The 14759-nt window shown below is 44.2% G+C and carries 16 protein-coding genes and 1 pseudogene; 5 read left to right on the top strand and 12 right to left on the bottom strand.

Features of this window, described 5'->3' with window-relative positions:
* The coding region (locus VZ94_RS02815) for an adenylate/guanylate cyclase domain-containing protein (RefSeq protein ID WP_131655456.1) at positions 1-1165 on the top strand (1165 nt) is incomplete at its 5' end.
* Positions 1166-1511: 346 nt separating this feature from the next.
* Here the strand turns inward: VZ94_RS02815 and VZ94_RS02810 are convergent.
* Together VZ94_RS02810 and VZ94_RS02805 are read right to left on the bottom strand one after the other, a co-directional pair.
* Positions 1512-2312, bottom strand: coding sequence for an SAM-dependent methyltransferase (locus VZ94_RS02810; RefSeq protein WP_045778077.1), 801 nt, complete (start codon positions 2310-2312; stop codon positions 1512-1514).
* Between the two features lie 268 nt (positions 2313-2580).
* Positions 2581-3144 carry a Uma2 family endonuclease gene (locus VZ94_RS02805; protein WP_045778076.1) on the bottom strand — a complete coding sequence of 188 codons (564 nt, stop codon included), beginning with the start codon at positions 3142-3144 and terminating at the stop codon, positions 2581-2583.
* Between the two features lie 217 nt (positions 3145-3361).
* Between VZ94_RS02805 and VZ94_RS31500 the strand changes: the two genes are divergently transcribed.
* Both VZ94_RS31500 and VZ94_RS02800 read left to right on the top strand, forming a co-directional pair.
* Entirely contained in the window at positions 3362-3859 is a 498-nt protein-coding gene (locus tag VZ94_RS31500; protein WP_338040205.1) for a nitroreductase family protein, read from the top strand.
* Positions 3792-4949 carry a SagB/ThcOx family dehydrogenase gene (locus tag VZ94_RS02800; protein WP_338040204.1) on the top strand — a complete coding sequence of 386 codons (1158 nt, stop codon included), beginning with the start codon at positions 3792-3794 and terminating at the stop codon, positions 4947-4949. The genes VZ94_RS31500 and VZ94_RS02800 overlap by 68 nt, the downstream gene beginning before the upstream one ends.
* A 4-nt stretch (positions 4950-4953) precedes the next feature.
* On the opposite strand, the gene VZ94_RS32630 is transcribed toward VZ94_RS02800, so the two are convergent.
* The 3 genes from VZ94_RS32630 to VZ94_RS02790 are packed head-to-tail and all read right to left on the bottom strand — an operon-like array spanning position 4954 to position 6083.
* Positions 4954-5193, bottom strand: a complete 240-nt coding sequence (locus VZ94_RS32630; protein ID WP_109867642.1) for a tetratricopeptide repeat protein — start codon at positions 5191-5193, stop codon at positions 4954-4956.
* Positions 5154-5576: a TRAP transporter TatT component family protein gene (locus tag VZ94_RS02795; protein ID WP_052700160.1), complete on the bottom strand. Its 423-nt coding sequence runs from the start codon at positions 5574-5576 to the stop codon at positions 5154-5156. Before VZ94_RS02795 ends, VZ94_RS32630 begins: the two co-directional genes overlap by 40 nt.
* Positions 5577-5606: 30 nt before the next feature.
* The gene (locus VZ94_RS02790) at positions 5607-6083 is read right to left on the bottom strand and encodes a CYTH domain-containing protein (RefSeq protein WP_045778075.1); all 477 of its coding nucleotides are present in this window, start codon (positions 6081-6083) and stop codon (positions 5607-5609) included.
* A gap of 172 nt (positions 6084-6255) precedes the next feature.
* On the opposite strand from VZ94_RS02790, the gene sodB reads away from it, so the two are divergent.
* Positions 6256-6837, top strand: coding sequence for a superoxide dismutase [Fe] (sodB, locus tag VZ94_RS02785; protein ID WP_045778074.1), 582 nt, complete (start codon positions 6256-6258; stop codon positions 6835-6837).
* Positions 6838-6892: 55 nt separating this feature from the next.
* Here the strand turns inward: sodB and VZ94_RS02780 are convergent, their stop codons facing one another.
* A complete protein-coding gene (locus tag VZ94_RS02780) occupies positions 6893-7510 on the bottom strand; it encodes a tetratricopeptide repeat protein (protein WP_045778073.1) in 618 nt (205 codons plus the stop codon).
* A gap of 101 nt (positions 7511-7611) precedes the next feature.
* Between VZ94_RS02780 and VZ94_RS02775 the strand changes: the two genes are divergently transcribed.
* A complete protein-coding gene (locus VZ94_RS02775; RefSeq protein ID WP_052700159.1) occupies positions 7612-8478 on the top strand; it encodes a hypothetical protein in 867 nt (288 codons plus the stop codon).
* A gap of 83 nt (positions 8479-8561) precedes the next feature.
* On the opposite strand, the pseudogene xseA reads toward VZ94_RS02775, so the two are convergent.
* From xseA to zigA, 6 genes and pseudogenes are all read right to left on the bottom strand, one after another.
* Positions 8562-9912 (bottom strand): annotated as a pseudogene (gene xseA / locus VZ94_RS02770) (exodeoxyribonuclease VII large subunit).
* Positions 9913-10032: 120 nt separating this feature from the next.
* The gene (locus tag VZ94_RS02765) at positions 10033-10995 is read right to left on the bottom strand and encodes a CobW family GTP-binding protein (protein WP_045778072.1); all 963 of its coding nucleotides are present in this window, start codon (positions 10993-10995) and stop codon (positions 10033-10035) included.
* A 48-nt stretch (positions 10996-11043) separates the two neighbouring features.
* Positions 11044-11772, bottom strand: a complete 729-nt coding sequence (locus tag VZ94_RS02760; RefSeq protein WP_082081340.1) for a DUF1826 domain-containing protein — start codon at positions 11770-11772, stop codon at positions 11044-11046.
* 10 nt (positions 11773-11782) lie between these two features.
* Positions 11783-12562 carry a ZIP family metal transporter gene (locus VZ94_RS02755; RefSeq protein WP_045778071.1) on the bottom strand — a complete coding sequence of 260 codons (780 nt, stop codon included), beginning with the start codon at positions 12560-12562 and terminating at the stop codon, positions 11783-11785.
* Complete coding sequence (locus VZ94_RS02750) at positions 12559-12768, bottom strand: hypothetical protein (protein ID WP_131655455.1); 210 nt, start codon at positions 12766-12768, stop codon at positions 12559-12561. Before VZ94_RS02750 ends, VZ94_RS02755 begins: the two co-directional genes overlap by 4 nt.
* Positions 12769-12802: 34 nt before the next feature.
* The gene (gene zigA, locus VZ94_RS02745) at positions 12803-13903 is read right to left on the bottom strand and encodes a zinc metallochaperone GTPase ZigA (RefSeq protein WP_239649578.1); all 1101 of its coding nucleotides are present in this window, start codon (positions 13901-13903) and stop codon (positions 12803-12805) included.
* Between the last annotated feature and the right edge of the window lie 856 nt (positions 13904-14759).

Below are 14759 nucleotides of genomic sequence, written 5' to 3'. Positions count from 1 at the left end.
GCTAGCGTCTTGCTCAGAATCCGATGCGATGCGCATGGCCAGCTTGGCTAAAGATAAAGCCGTCATTTTTCAAGTCACAACCCCCGTCGATGTTACCGATACCGTCATTACCGCGATGACGAATGCATTTTTTAGCCCTAAACAACTGACGCCGGGGGCGCAGTTCTTAGCTGATGCCGTGGAAACCTTATTAAATCAAGATTATCCACGTCGGCCTATGTCTTGGGTTAATCACTTACTATTTTTCATTATTGCGCTTGCCACGGTTGCTACTGCCGCTTGGCTAAGGCCTGCTAAGCTATGGGTGTTTGGGCTAGGTCTGTTCCTGGTATTAGTAGGGCTTTGCTGGCTGAATCCTATTGTGCAACTTTGGCCGGTAACAGCAGGATTTGCGGTGTTTTTGTCCGCTACGCTTGAAGTGGTTACGATGCGTTTTGTCATTGGCTTACGGCAAGGCCAGTTGTTAACTCGATATATGCCACAGCAAATTTATCATTTGTTGATTGCGATGAAACCTAATCAGATGTCACCGAACACTTGCCAACAAGTCGTTGTATTAATGAGTGATTTAGAGGGTTACACGAATATTACTGGAATTTTGCGTGACCCAGAAAGCTTGTTTAATTTAATGAATGATTATTTAAATGAAACATCGTTAATTTTGGATAGCAAATATAACGGTTGGTTAGAGAGCTATGTGGGCGATATGGTGTGTTATTACTGGCCGGTTAGTGAACACAGTGCGCAACACACTTATAAAAATGCTTTAATGGCCGCGTTAGAGTTATCGGCATTGCAACAGCAGTTTTTTGCAACGGTATCAGAACGTTACACTAAACAATTTAACGCAGAGGTATTACAGCAAATTGCCCAAACAATTGATGCCGGGATTGCGGTTAATGCGGGTATGGCGGCTATGGGAGATTTAGGACCGAATAAAGGCGTGCGTAAATTTGGCATTTTAGGCGACCCGATTAATTTGGTGTCGAGAATGGAAGCGTTAACTCGGTTATTCAATACCGAAATTATTATTCCGCAAACGCTTGCCGATATTGCCGTTACGGTAGGTATTGCTGTTCGGCGGTTAGGTTTAATTTGCGTTAAAGGTCGAAATCAACCGACTATGCTGTACGCCATGGGTAAACATGATGACCCGCGTTTTTAACCCACAAACAGTAGCAGCCTGGGAAGTTTTGGTTAAGCGCTGTTGAGCGAAAACAAACGCCTATTACGGTCTGTCCTATTATTTATGCGCTAGATTACCAAACGTTGCACAATTGGTTAAAGCAGGATTTACTCGACGATAAAGGCGTTTGGTGGTTGCGTGAAAAATAGTGGGTAGTTGCTGATTCAAGTCATAAGCGCAACGCCTTCGGCAATTGTTTAGTGTCCTAAGTTTTTTGCCACACCGATAATAGCCGTCACAATCGCTGTGTCATCGGGAGCCGAAACGATAGGTTAATTTTTAACTAGCCTAATAAATCGGTTGTATCTACTGACTTTACCTACTCTTACTTTTTTCTAGCCGTTACTAACACATAGTCTAAATGCTCGCTCATCAGTTGGTATGACTTAATCGTTTCATTGATAATGTCTGCACCGACTGTGTTTAAGATAAGTTGTTCATGATCTGCAATAGTGCTTTTTATCGTGGGAACCAAATGCGGCATGACATATTCGGAAATATTGTCGAGTTCAATGAGTTCAAAACCGCAGGCGTTTAATAACTTGGGATAGTCGTGTGCGGCAATGAAGTCGGCATGTATATTGTCTTTTGCGTAAACTAAAAAGTCCTCGGTGACGGTTGGCAATAAGGTAAGGTCGGCGATGATTAAATAAGCGTCGCTTTTTAACATGCGTTGTGCGGCTAATAACGCAGGTTGATGCCCCATGTGAAAAATCGATTCGAAAAACCAGCCGCCATCGAAGCTTTCGGCAGGGAAGGGCGTGGCTAAAACGTCACCGACGATAAAACGGGTTTTGTCGGCTACACCGGCTGATTTTGCACGTTTTAATGCATCTTGTTGTTGAAATTCGCTTAAGGTAACGCCTTCTACAAAACAGTGTTTGGTTTTGGCGAGTGCAATAGCAGGTTCACCGCAGCCGCAGCCTAAATCGCAGAAGCGTTGCCCAGGTTGAATACGCGTTTTGCCAACCATGATGTCGGTAAATTTTGCTGCTGCTTGGGCATACGTTGTGTCAGCGGGCTCAGTGTCCCAGTAACCTAGGTGCATGTGTCCGTTAAATATTACAGAGCCTAATTGTCCTTCGGGTGAGTCATAGCGTTTTGCGACAGAATGGCTGCGTTGCATTGTTTGTCCTATTAGTGATGAGGTTGATTTATTAACTAGGGTTACCAACTTAAGACGAAGAGCAGCGTCATCTCGGCTCGGCAACTGCTCCTGCGTTGCTCTAATACATGACATCCTTGGCATTAATGGGTTGCCGAGAACACAAGGATGTGCTTGAAACTTTACCATCCATGGCACTGGATTCCGGCAATCCATGCCGGAATGACGATTTAACACCATTTAACACTATTGACTATAGTTAAATCTGTCCCGCTTTAAGTGGGTAGCCTTAAACAGGTAGCCAGAGGTCTGCTAATTGTAGGCTTATGTCAGCAAATGGCGGCGCGTTTATAACATCGTCGTTTTGCCAAGTATGCTCTAGTAGCCAGTGTTGGTTTTGTCGTTGGTAGACTTCTAAGGTATGTAAACTAGGGTCGATTAACCACAGCCAGGATACGGCTTGCTCGGCGTAAATAGGCATTTTAACCGCACGATCGATACGCGCCGTCCCCGGAGATAATATTTCACAAATCCAATCGGGCGCACTGTCAAAATAGGCTGAATCGGGAAATTTCGGCATACGCTCACGGCGCCAGCCTGCTAAGTCGGGTACTAAAACATGCTTGGCTAAATGTAGTTCGGGTTCAAATAAAATCCACCAACCTCCAGGGCCGTTACGGCCTAAGTCATAAGCGGTAGTAAGTTCACCGCTTAAAATAGAGGACGTTCTAGCATGTTTAGACGCAGGTCTAGGCTGAGTAATTAACTGACCGTGAATGATTTCACCAATAATGTGCTCAGGCAAGTCAAATAAGTCTTGATAACAGGCGAGGCGCTGTGCGGGTTGGTTCATAGCAAGCTCCGGTTATAGCGAGTGTTGGTAAAGTCGCCACTTTATGTCAATTAAGCTCGGATGCCAAGCTTTTAGCATTAAACACAGAGTCCTTAATTATCATGATGTTAATGTGATAATAGCTGAGCAGACATAGGAAAACTTTAAAAAAGTATGGTTTTTTTATGGTTAATCGCCTATAACCTCATCATCTCTGACTATTGTTAACCTTGAGACGATGAATACACAATCTGAAGCTGTTATTAACTATCACAACCGTACTAAACATCATTTAGAGCGTTACGCTAAAGGCCCTGAAACGATAGATTGGGATGACCAACCCGACCCGTTTCGGCGCTTTGCTGATTGTGATTTAGTGTCGTTGCCACTGCCTGGTGCTGAGGTTTCGCCATTGTATGCGGAACTGACTACGCCTGATTTAATTCCTGCCCAACCGGTGAGCCATGCGTCTTTGGGGCTGCTGTTGGAATTATCATTGGGTTTGTCGGCTTGGAAGCAGTTTGGTCCTAGCCGTTGGGCCTTGCGGTGCAATCCCTCTAGCGGTAATTTGCATCCTACCGAAGCGTATTTGATTAGTACCCATACGGAGTTAATGAAACCGGGTGTTTATCATTATGTTAGCCATGACCATCAGTTAGAGCGGCGTTGTGAGTTTACTGAGTCGTTGGCTAATGCAGAACTTTTTTATTGGCTTATCGTCGATTCATTGGCGTGAGGCGTGGAAGTATGGTGAGCGTGCATTTCGCTATTGCCAGCATGATTTAGGTCATGCCTTAGCGTGTTTACGTTATGCTGCCGCGACGCTGGGTTGGTCAATAGAGCTGTGTACTGAAGTAGGTGATGATGAATTGGCGATAATATTAGGCTTAAATCGTAGCCAAGATTTTGTTGCATTAGAGCATGAAGCACCGGATGTGTTGTGTCGTGTGCGAACTCAGCCTGACGCTAAGCCGTTAGATTACCATGCGCTAGTGTCATTAGCGCATACGGGTCATTGGCAAGGCAAGGCGTACAGTTTGCGCGCTTATCATTTTTATAAATGGCCGGTTATCGATGAAGTTGCTCATGCGGCAAAAAAATGGTCGGCTCCAGAATCAACGCATACCTTTATGCCTATGGCCATGTTGCCATCCAGTTGCCAGAAATCGGCGGCGGAAATTATCCGTACCCGACGTAGTGCTCAGCATTTTAATAAGCAAGTCAGTCCTATGCGCCAGGATAGCTTTTTTCGTATATTGAGCGCGGTGCTGCCTTCAGCAGCTGTGCCGTTTGATAGTTGGCCTTGGTCGCCGCGTGTGAACTTGTTGTTGTTTGTTCATAACGTCGAAGGGGTTGACGCTGGGCTATATGCATTAGTTCGGCAGCCACAACATCTGACTGAGTTAAAAGCGGCGATGTTGACCGATTTTAGCTGGCAATGTTGTCATGCTGAGTTGCCGTTTTATCAGTTGATTGCAGGTGATTTTCGCATGTTGGCTAAAAAGCTAAGTTGTCATCAAGCGATTGCTAGCGATAGTGCATTTAGTTTGGCGATGGTGGCTGAGTTTGCTGATGTGGTCGCCGAGCAGGCTTGGGCGTACCGGCGGCTGTATTGGGAATGCGGCATGATAGGGCAAGTGTTATATTTAGAAGCCGAAGCCGAAGAATGGCGCGGTACCGGCATAGGCTGTTATTTTGACGATGCCGTACATCAAATCTTGGGCTTAACCGATAATCGCTTTCAGAGTTTATATCATTTTACTGTCGGTATACCGTTAGAAGACCAGCGTTTACAAACCTTACCGGCCTATGCGCATTTATCTTAAGGCCTTATGGCGCTAGTTTTTTTAGCGCCAATTTGGCTTCGTTTTGCATTTGTGTATCCGAGAAAACTTGTTCGGGCCTAATCGGTGCGTTAATCGCTTTTTTTAGATAGGACAACGCTTGTTCGGCTTGATCTTGGTCGGCTAAAAAGTTGCCATAATAATAATTGGTTTCTAAACCTTCAGGATTTATCGATAGTGCTTTTTTCAGATAGCTTTCGGCGGCATCGTCATCGCCAAACGCGATAGGACTGGGGGGGCTTCATGATATAAAACGCCTAACACCACATAAGCTGAGCCATTAAAGGCGCTAGGGTCAAGCGCAATGGCTTGATTGAGCAACTCTTTGACGTGAAAGATGGCTTGTAAAGCCGATACCGGGTCTTGGTGGTCGGCTAAGCTGGCTTTGACAACGGCTTGCCAAAACAATAGCCCAGCGGTATTAGGATATTGTTTAGCCAATATTTCAGTTTTGGTGAGTAAGCGCTGATACGCCGTTGCTTTTTGTTCCGATGGCAAACGGTAGTGAATGTCAGCCCATTCGGTTTCGATTTGATTGAATGTGTTATCAAGCGTATCAGCGTGACTATGTATTGAGAATATTAATAACAATACGGCTAAAATTCTCATCGTATACCTCCTAAGCCATTGCTAAGTTTATTATGTGTGTTGCCAGTTGCAATAAGGGTTCTGGGCTAGCGCGTTGTTGTAATAGCGTACATCATCGGTGACTTCCTGGCCTAACCACGCTGGCTTGGTAAACGCTACGCCTATTTCTGGTAATTCAATTTCAGCGACGCATAAGCCTTGATTGACGCCTTCAAACTCATCGATTTCCCATTGAAAACCATCGATATTGACAAAATGCCTTGTTTTTTCAATAAGAGGTTTTAAGCATAAATTATCTAGCATTTCGTTGGCATCGGTTAACGGTATCGGGTATTCATATTCATGCCTGCAAGTACCTATGGTTGCGCTTTTGATATTTAACCAGGCGTGCTCGGCGCTGACTCTGACACGAATAGAGCTAGTGACGGCTGAGCTTAAATAACCTTGCCGGTAGCGTACTGAATGACTGACGTGTTGACGCCAACTGTCGTTTGCGAGTAAAAATTTGTGTTCTATTTCTAAGGCCATAGGAAAGTGTTAGTTAAATTTCATGCGTTTTGAAGACAGTTTGTTAACAGAATAGCGCGAAGCCTGGCTTTATTTAATTGTTCAGCGGTGCTAAAGTTATACTCTATTAAATCACTAGGTATTTACACTATAGGGTTTATTAATCAAATTATCAATTTCTTGAGGAGTAATAATGGCTTTTGAACTTCCAGCTTTACCTTATGCTAAAAATAGATTAGTTCCACATATTTCAGAAGAAACGTTAGAATACCATTACGGTAAGCACCACCAAACGTATGTGACTAATTTAAATAATTTAGTCCCTGGCACAGAATTTGAGGGCATGTCGTTAGAAGAAATCATTATGAAATCATCTGGCGGGATTTTCAATAATGCCGCTCAAGTATGGAATCATACGTTTTATTGGAACTGCTTAGCGCCAAATGCCGGTGGTCAGCCCAGTGGCGCATTAGCGGATGCTATTAATGCAACTTTTGGCTCGTTTGAGAAATTTAAAGAAGACTTTACTAAATGCGCGGTAACAACATTTGGTTCTGGTTGGGCGTGGTTAGTGCAAAATGCTGATGGTTCGTTAGCATTAGTCAGCACTAGCAATGCCGGTTGCCCATTAACGGCGGGTCAAAAACCTATTTTGACCTGCGATGTTTGGGAACATGCTTATTACATTGATTTCCGTAATGCAAGACCTGCGTATTTGGAAGCCTTTTGGGCTTTAGTGAACTGGGAATTTGCTGAAGCTAATTTCACAGCGTAGTTTCCGGTTTTGCCTGCAAGCCTTCTGCATATTGATGCAGAAGGCTTTTTTATATTTAGTAGTAAATCGTAATCCAGCGCCCATTATCCCAGCGCCAACGATATAAGTTTTGGTTATACCAATATTCTTGTACTACGGTGCGCCATTTTTTATAGTAATCATAATCTTCTTGATTGGCTTGGCGTGCTGCGGTGGCTTCTTGTAATAGTCTTGCGCCTTCTTTATCGCCACGGCTAGCGGTAATTGACAGCCAACGCTCGGCTTCGCCTGGGTCTGCACCCATTTCGGCTAAACCGGTTAAATATAACCGTCCTAAGGCTTTTTGGGCTTCTAAGTAGCCGTGCTCTGCCGAGTCACGCATCCACTTAATGGCTTTATAACTATCTTGCCTCACGCCATCGCCTCTGAAATAACGCAAGCCTAAATCGTAAGCAGCGGCAGGATTGTTGGCTGCCATGTCTTCTAAGGCTTTTATTTTGGCTTTTTCTGCTGGTGGAACAGTACTTTCTGGGTTAAACGAGCTGTAATCTTTCGGTCTATCGGCACAACCATTTTCATCGCAAATTCTAATCGTATCAGATTGAGGTTCTATTTTTTTTTCTGCACAGGCTATAATTGCCAGCAGTGCGACTGATACGACGAACTTATAAACCATTATTCGTGTTAATTTCATACATTAGCCCTCGGTGTTTTTGATGGTTTTATTGTATTATCGCCTGGTTTTGATTGTCTGCCACTTTAATTTTAAAAGAGTTTCACTTTCGGGGGAATAATATGACAAAAACAATAATTAGCTTTTCATCAGCACTATTAGCTGCTGCACTGTTAAGTGCGTGCGCGCCGCAACAATCGACGGTGCAAATGGGGGCGGGTAATAACTTAGTATCGGGTTCTGCCGGTGGTTCGGCTAGCGTAGACGCCAATAAATCTTTGATTCGTTGTGCTAAACCATTAGGCACGTTAGCGGTTGATGATGGGCGCTATCAAGGCACGCAAGGTGTAACCACGGTTGACCCATTACTGCGCTTAGCAGTACAACAATCAAATTGCTTTGTGATTACCGGTATTGGCAACAGAAGAACATCGGATTTGTTAGATCGTATTACTAGGGAACAAAGAGAGTCAGGCGAATACCGCGCCAATTCTAAACAGCATAAAGGTCAACGTGTTGCGGCCGATTATTTACTAGACCCGCAAGTAGTTGTTGGTAATGAAACCACGGCAGGTGATAGCATGAGCGCTGGCGGTGGTCTATTAGGCGCGATTGGCACGGCAGCGGGTGGTCCTTTAGTCGGAGCGTTAGCGGGTGCGGTATCGAAAGCATCTGAAACTAAAACAACAATAGTAGCGTTAACGTTGACAGATATTCGCACTACCGTGCAAATTGGTATTTCTGAAGGTAGCTCGACCACGACGAACTTAGGCAGCTCCTTTGGTGGTTGGGGTGGTTTGTTAGGCGTAGGTGGCGCTGGCGCTATGGGCGCTGGCATGGGTAGTTTCACCCGCACACCTGAAGGTCAATCGATAGCCGCAGCGTTCTTCGATGCCTATAACGGTATGGTGCAATCGTTAAAAAATTATAAAGCACAGGAAGTTGAAGGCGGCTTAGGCGCTGGTGGTACCTTAAAAGTGGGCGATTAATTAGCCTGTCGGATTTTCAAGTATGGTAGGTCGGGTTAGCCTGTAGCGATAGCGGAAGGCGTAACCCGACTGCTTTCTTGCAATTAGCAAGCAGATTTCACCTCGCTAATACAACGCCCTTGGCTTAGCCGTGTTTCTAATAATTGCCCAATTCTAAGCTGCTCAGTCGAGTGTAGCAGTTCGCCAGTATCGGCTAGCGATGTTAATGAATATCCCCGGCTGAGCGTGGCGAGTGGACTGACCGCATGTAACGTTGCAGCGGCTTGGGTTAAGCGCTTGTCGTAGTCTTGTAAGCGTTGCATCACGGTATTAGCAAGCTTTATTTGCAGTAATGCAAAATGCTGTATTTGTTGTTGAATAATCACACTAGGGGCGTGTTGATTAAGTTTGGCTTGTTGGGTAGCGAGTTTGGCACGGCGAGTTTGCAAACGCGAGTGCATGACATGGTTAAGCCTTAACTCTAACTCGTCTATACGTTGCATGTTACGTGCTAGTTTTTGCCCAGGATGTTGAGGTGCGAGCCTTTTATGTAAGTGATGTATATGTTCGTGATAGCGATATAAACGCTGTTTAAGCAGTTGATAAAGTCTAGCTTCTAAGCGTTGATAATGCAGCAGCCATTGTTGTTGGTCAGGGCTCACATATTCAGCCGCAGCGCTAGGCGTTGGCGCGCGTATATCGGCGACAAAATCGGCAATAGTAAAATCCGTTTCATGACCTACCGCAGAAATAATAGGAATCCGGCTGGCGAATATTGCGCGGGCGACTAATTCTTCATTAAATGCCCATAAATCTTCTAACGAACCGCCACCACGACCTAGGATTAACACATCGCACAGCGGGTTGGCATTGGCGCGGTTTAATGCATTGCTAATGTCATATTTGGCTTGCTCGCCTTGTACGGCTACCGGATAAATAATGATATTGGCTAGCGGATAACGCCGTTTTAATACCGTGACAATATCGCGTATCGCCGCACCTGACGGCGACGTAATCACGCCTATAGTTTGGGGTAGGGTGGGTAGTGCTTGTTTATGCTCAGCAGCGAATAAGCCCTCCGCGCTAAGTTTTTGTTTAAGCTGTTCAAACGCTTTTTGTAATACCCCTAAACCAGCATCTTCTACGCTTTCTACGATTAATTGAAAATCACCGCGTGGTTCATATAAGCCCACTTGCGCTTTGGCAATGACTTGCTTGCCGTTTTCAGGTCGTAGCGAATCTTTGCGTAATTGATTTTTAAACAATGCACAGCGGACTTGGGCGAATTCGTCTTTAAGTGAGAAATAATAATGTCCTGATGATGGTTGGCTAAGATTAGAGATTTCCCCTATGACTAACACCGTTAAAAAAGTGATTAGAGAGTAGCCGATTGCTAGTGCGGTTAAGTTGGCTGACTGTTAATATTGATTGTTGTGGGCTAAGGTTTTCTAGCATGACGCAGCATTGAGATTTGTAAGAGCTTAGGTATTGTAAACCTGGTTTAGTGTTTAGTGCTTTAAAATCACTAATGCTGGCTCAATTCGCTGAGTAAAAATAGATATACTGACGCGTTAATTAATGCAAACGCACCGCATTACGCGCGGGTTTAAGGGCTAGGATAAGCTCGTTGGCAATAGTTTCTGGGTTAGTCGTTGTTATTAGGATAAGTCGGCTGCGTTGGTCGAGGTTAGGGCGATTAGGCAAATGGGTGAGCGGATATAAATAACCGTTGGCAGCATGTAGGCTAACAGGATGGTCGTAGGTTGTACTATGAAGAACGCCTTTAATTCTAATTAATTCATTGGGATATTGGCTAAATAGGTGACTTAGCAAAGCGCATATTGAGTTTAAATCGACGCGATGCTCAAGATGAAGCGATACGCTGTAGAAGTGGTGCTCTGGTGTTACATCATTCGGTAGTCGCCGTAATGTGGCAGGCGTTGTTAAACCGTTGCCGTTAATCCCGGTTAAGTCAGCATAAATTGTCGGTGTAGTTGGGGCTAGAAGGATTAGTTGCTCGGTTAATGCCTTAATCTGATTTGCGTTGGCTATATCGCTATGGGTTAATATCAGCGTATCAGCCCAACTGACTTGTGCTTGGGCTTCAGGGTAGTGTTGTAGTTGCTCTAGTGCATAGGGAATCGCTAGCGTTGTAAGCACATGGGTGAGTTGATAACGCTGGCTTATCCAGGTATCGCGTAATAATGTGTCTAAAACAGGTTCTGGACTAGCCACGCCGCTGGTTTCAATAATGATGCGGTGAAACGGTTTCGTTGCTGCATTATGCCAGGCCATCCAAAGATTCTTGAGGCAAGGCGCTAACGCATGTTTAATCTGACAACATAAACAGCCGCCCGCCAACACCGTCATCGGTAGCGCTTGGTTATCGATTAAGTCTTGATCGATAGGTGTGCTGCCAAATTCGTTAATAATCAACGCTGTTTTAATGTCATCGGCTAATAAGCGATTTAGCAAAGTCGTTTTACCGCTACCTAAAAAGCCTGTTAACACGATGACGGGGATTTTGTTAGCGCTCATAAACGTGATACGGTGGTTTAGTAACGGTGCATGATTTTGATAATGCGGTTATAGCATATCCAATGTCAATAACAGGCGACGCGGTTGCTGTTCGGTAGGGCTAGGTGAACGATGTACCAGTCCTTGATTTTCATTGCCTTCCCATAACTCACCTTTCATTAATGCGACAGCATAAGCTGGCATTGTCTGCATCTCTGTCGATGCGGTTATGAGACCGGATGAATAGTCGGGTAAACCGCCATTGCCCATACCCAGTCTGGTTCTATCGACAGCGTGTTCGGGTAACCATTCTGTGCCTAAGCCACCATAGCTGCAAACCATGCGTACCGGCACGCGATCAACATGAAAGCGGGGACACATGGCTTTGTCTAAGGTGCGAAGGCGTAACCCCACTTGTTGTCGGTCAAATAATTCACAAAATGCCGTCGTGAGGTGTGCTACATCACCTAACCATGCTGAATAGCCTGATAAGTGCGCAGCTTGTGGCCATAGGCTATTAAAATCGTAGCGTTTAGGGTTGAGTAGTATACTGAGTTCAATCGTGTAATGTTGGCTTAACACGTCAGCAACAAATGTTTGTTCTGTGTTGGATAAGCAGCGCTCAATAAGACATAAATTAACACCTTGTTCGTAAATGCGGGCAAGATCGGAAAAATCCTTAGATATAACGGCGCTAGCGTTACGTTGGCAAGAGATTAAGCGAAAGTTGCTGTGTACGGCGGCTGGGTTAATGGCTTGGTGGGCTTTAGCTTGGCTAAACGGTGGACGGGCAAACATGTTAACTTCCTTATGTGTTTAATAGCGTCTGTTCTAAAAGTACAATGCCTTGCATAAAAAAAATGCCTAAAGCAAACGATGCGCTTTGTCCGCTGAGATGTCGGATGTTGGCGCGTTCATGCAGGACAGGGATCAAGTCCGAGGCTGCGATATAGATAAAACCACCGGCGGCAATAGGTAGTAATACTGTTAATGATGACTCGGCGATTTGACTGAGTAATATCGTGAATAACGCCCCTGGTATTACGCTAAGTGAGCAATAAAAGTTGTACAACACGGCCTGCTTGGGTGTGTATCCGCCTCGTAACAATGCGCCGACGTCACCTAATTCTTGCGGCACCTCGTGCGCAATAATCGCTAATGTTGTTGTCATGCCCACTAGCGGATCAGCGAGAAAACTCCCGGCTATTAAAATACCATCGACGAAATTATGTACGGCATCGCCGATTAAGTTCATTCTGGCTAGCGGCAAAATGGTGTTTTCAAGCTGAGATTGCTTAATATCGTTTAAGTGATCGTGATGCCAACGTACTAATTTTTCGAGTACGAAAAATCCAAATACACCTATCAGTACAGTAAAGCAGATAGTGCTGACTGAGCCATGCCGGTTTACTGCATCGGGAATCAAATGGATAAACGCATCGCCAAGTAAAACACCAACGGCTAATGCGACGAGATACGGCACGATGCGATTTAATTGTTTAGGTGTTAACCAGAGGGCAAATGCGCTTGATAATGAGCATACGCTGACCGCAAGGCACGCTACGATAGTCATTAATACGGTTATCATGTTTGTTTTTGCGGTGGTGTAACGACTGAATGGAGGTATTCATCATGGGATTGATAAATAAAGCCAGCAATTTGATTAGGCAAAACATAAGTGACCATATCGATACACAGTACGCTAAGTAAAATGCTGAGTCCTAACATGACTAAGTTACGTGTGTTAGAGGTTTTATCTAATAGTGACGCTAAAATGCTAAGTATCACTAACATTTCACAACCAATTAAACGCAAACAAACAGCTAAGCTAACCATTATTAAACCATTGTGGAAAGTTATCTGAGTAGAAGCGCCAAACCTCAGGTCCTTGTGCTAATTCGTTGTCGGTTAATAAACAGGCGTCGAGTTCCTGTTTTATTTGTTCAACATTAATGTGTTGGCCAATAAAGACGAGTTCTTGCCGACAATCGCCGTAAGGCTCTGACCATTGCGCTAAAATGTCATCTTGATAATCGCTGGGCCATTGCTCTTTAGGTACAGCGGCCCACCAGCGACCCGCTAGGCCATGATGCATGATGCCGCCGGCTTGTGACCAATTACCGGCATAGTCTGGCCTAGAGGCTAGCCAGAAAAAGCCCTTAGAGCGCAGTAATGTGCCGTTATCCCATTCACCCTCATGTAAAAGCTGATAAAAACGCTCGGGGTGGAAAGGGCGGCGAGCGCTATAGACAAAGCTGCTAATGCCATATTCTTCGGTTTCTGGCGTATGCTCGCCTCGCAATTGTTTTAACCAGCCCGGTGCTTGCTGTGCTTGGTCAAAGTCGAATAAACCGGTATTTAACACGTTATCTAAATCGACTTGGCCCATAACGGTAGGGATGATATTAGCCGTTGGGTTTAATTGATGGAGTACGGCCTTAAGATTCGCTAGCTCTTCGCTAGAGATTAAATCTGTTTTTGAAATTAATAAGATGTTGGCAAATTCAATTTGAGCGACTAACAAATCGGCGACATTGCGCTCATCGTCTTCGCCTAAAGATTCGCCACTTTCTTTTAAGCTTAATGCTTCTAAATAGTCGCGCATGAAATTAACGGCATCGACGACAGTGACCATCGTATCGAGTTGAGCAACATCGGATAAGCTAACGCCTTGTTCATCACGAAAAGTAAACGTTTCGGCAATCGGTAGCGGTTCTGCGATACCGGTTGATTCTATGACTAAATAATCAAAGTGCCCTGCATGTGCTAGGGTTGTTATTTCGACAAGCAAATCTTCACGTAATGTGCAGCAAATACAGCCATTGCTCATTTCTACAAGTTTTTCTTGGCCACGATTTAATTGCACTTCATTTTTGACAATGGCAGCGTCGATATTAATTTCACTCATATCATTGACAATAACGGCCACTTTCAGATGGGCACGATTATTTAAAATATGGTTTAACAGAGTCGTTTTACCAGCCCTAGAAAGCCGGAGAGTACAGTAACGGGTAGTTTGTTCATAAGCATCTTAGTTATGTGTGTGATGTTATATTATAACATTTGTTGCAAAATAAAAAGTGGCGCTCTTATTCGTGCAGATGCGAGATGATTAGTCTCGACAGGAAGTGCCCCGGCAATTTCAAATTTAAGACCATATAATAATGACTATTTAAAATAGTCACGGATGCTCTTATTTCTACACAAACTACCGAAACATTCTCACTTAATGGGTTAATCGAAGCGGTTCGCACTACGTTCAACGAATTTTCTGACCAATGGAAAAAAAGGTAACCACCAAAAATACCTGATAAGCGACGCGGCACTGAGCGCGTTTTCGGTGTTCTTCACTCAAGGCCCTTCTTTTTGATAACTTGCTTGACCCCATCGAGCCGAGCGCTTTATACCATTTATGTGCAGAGATCGGCGCTCATGTATTGGCTAGCGCGAAAATGCAGCAATTCTCAATTTAGGAATACTAATATAATCATATGGATATAAATGGCAAAGTAACAAGGTTATTGTAGTTTTACCGCAAACATTGCCAGTTTGATAAGCAGATCTTCAAAATTGATAGTTAATTGCAGCAAGTGCATCTAAAAAGCGTGAATAACTCTTAAAAAAATAAAAAATCACTGTTGTAACCTATTGATTTTATAAAAATCCTAAATTGAGAATTGCTGTTTCTTTATATACAACGAAAAATACTCATCATAAATTTTCGCGAGATATAAAACCCAACAAGTAATTATATATTCCTGTATATCATGCCGTTTTTGTTGATA

This window comes from Methylocucumis oryzae, from assembly GCF_000963695.1.
Lineage (GTDB): Bacteria > Pseudomonadota > Gammaproteobacteria > Methylococcales > Methylomonadaceae > Methylovulum > Methylovulum oryzae.
This window is presented reverse-complemented; position numbering and strand designations above follow the sequence as displayed.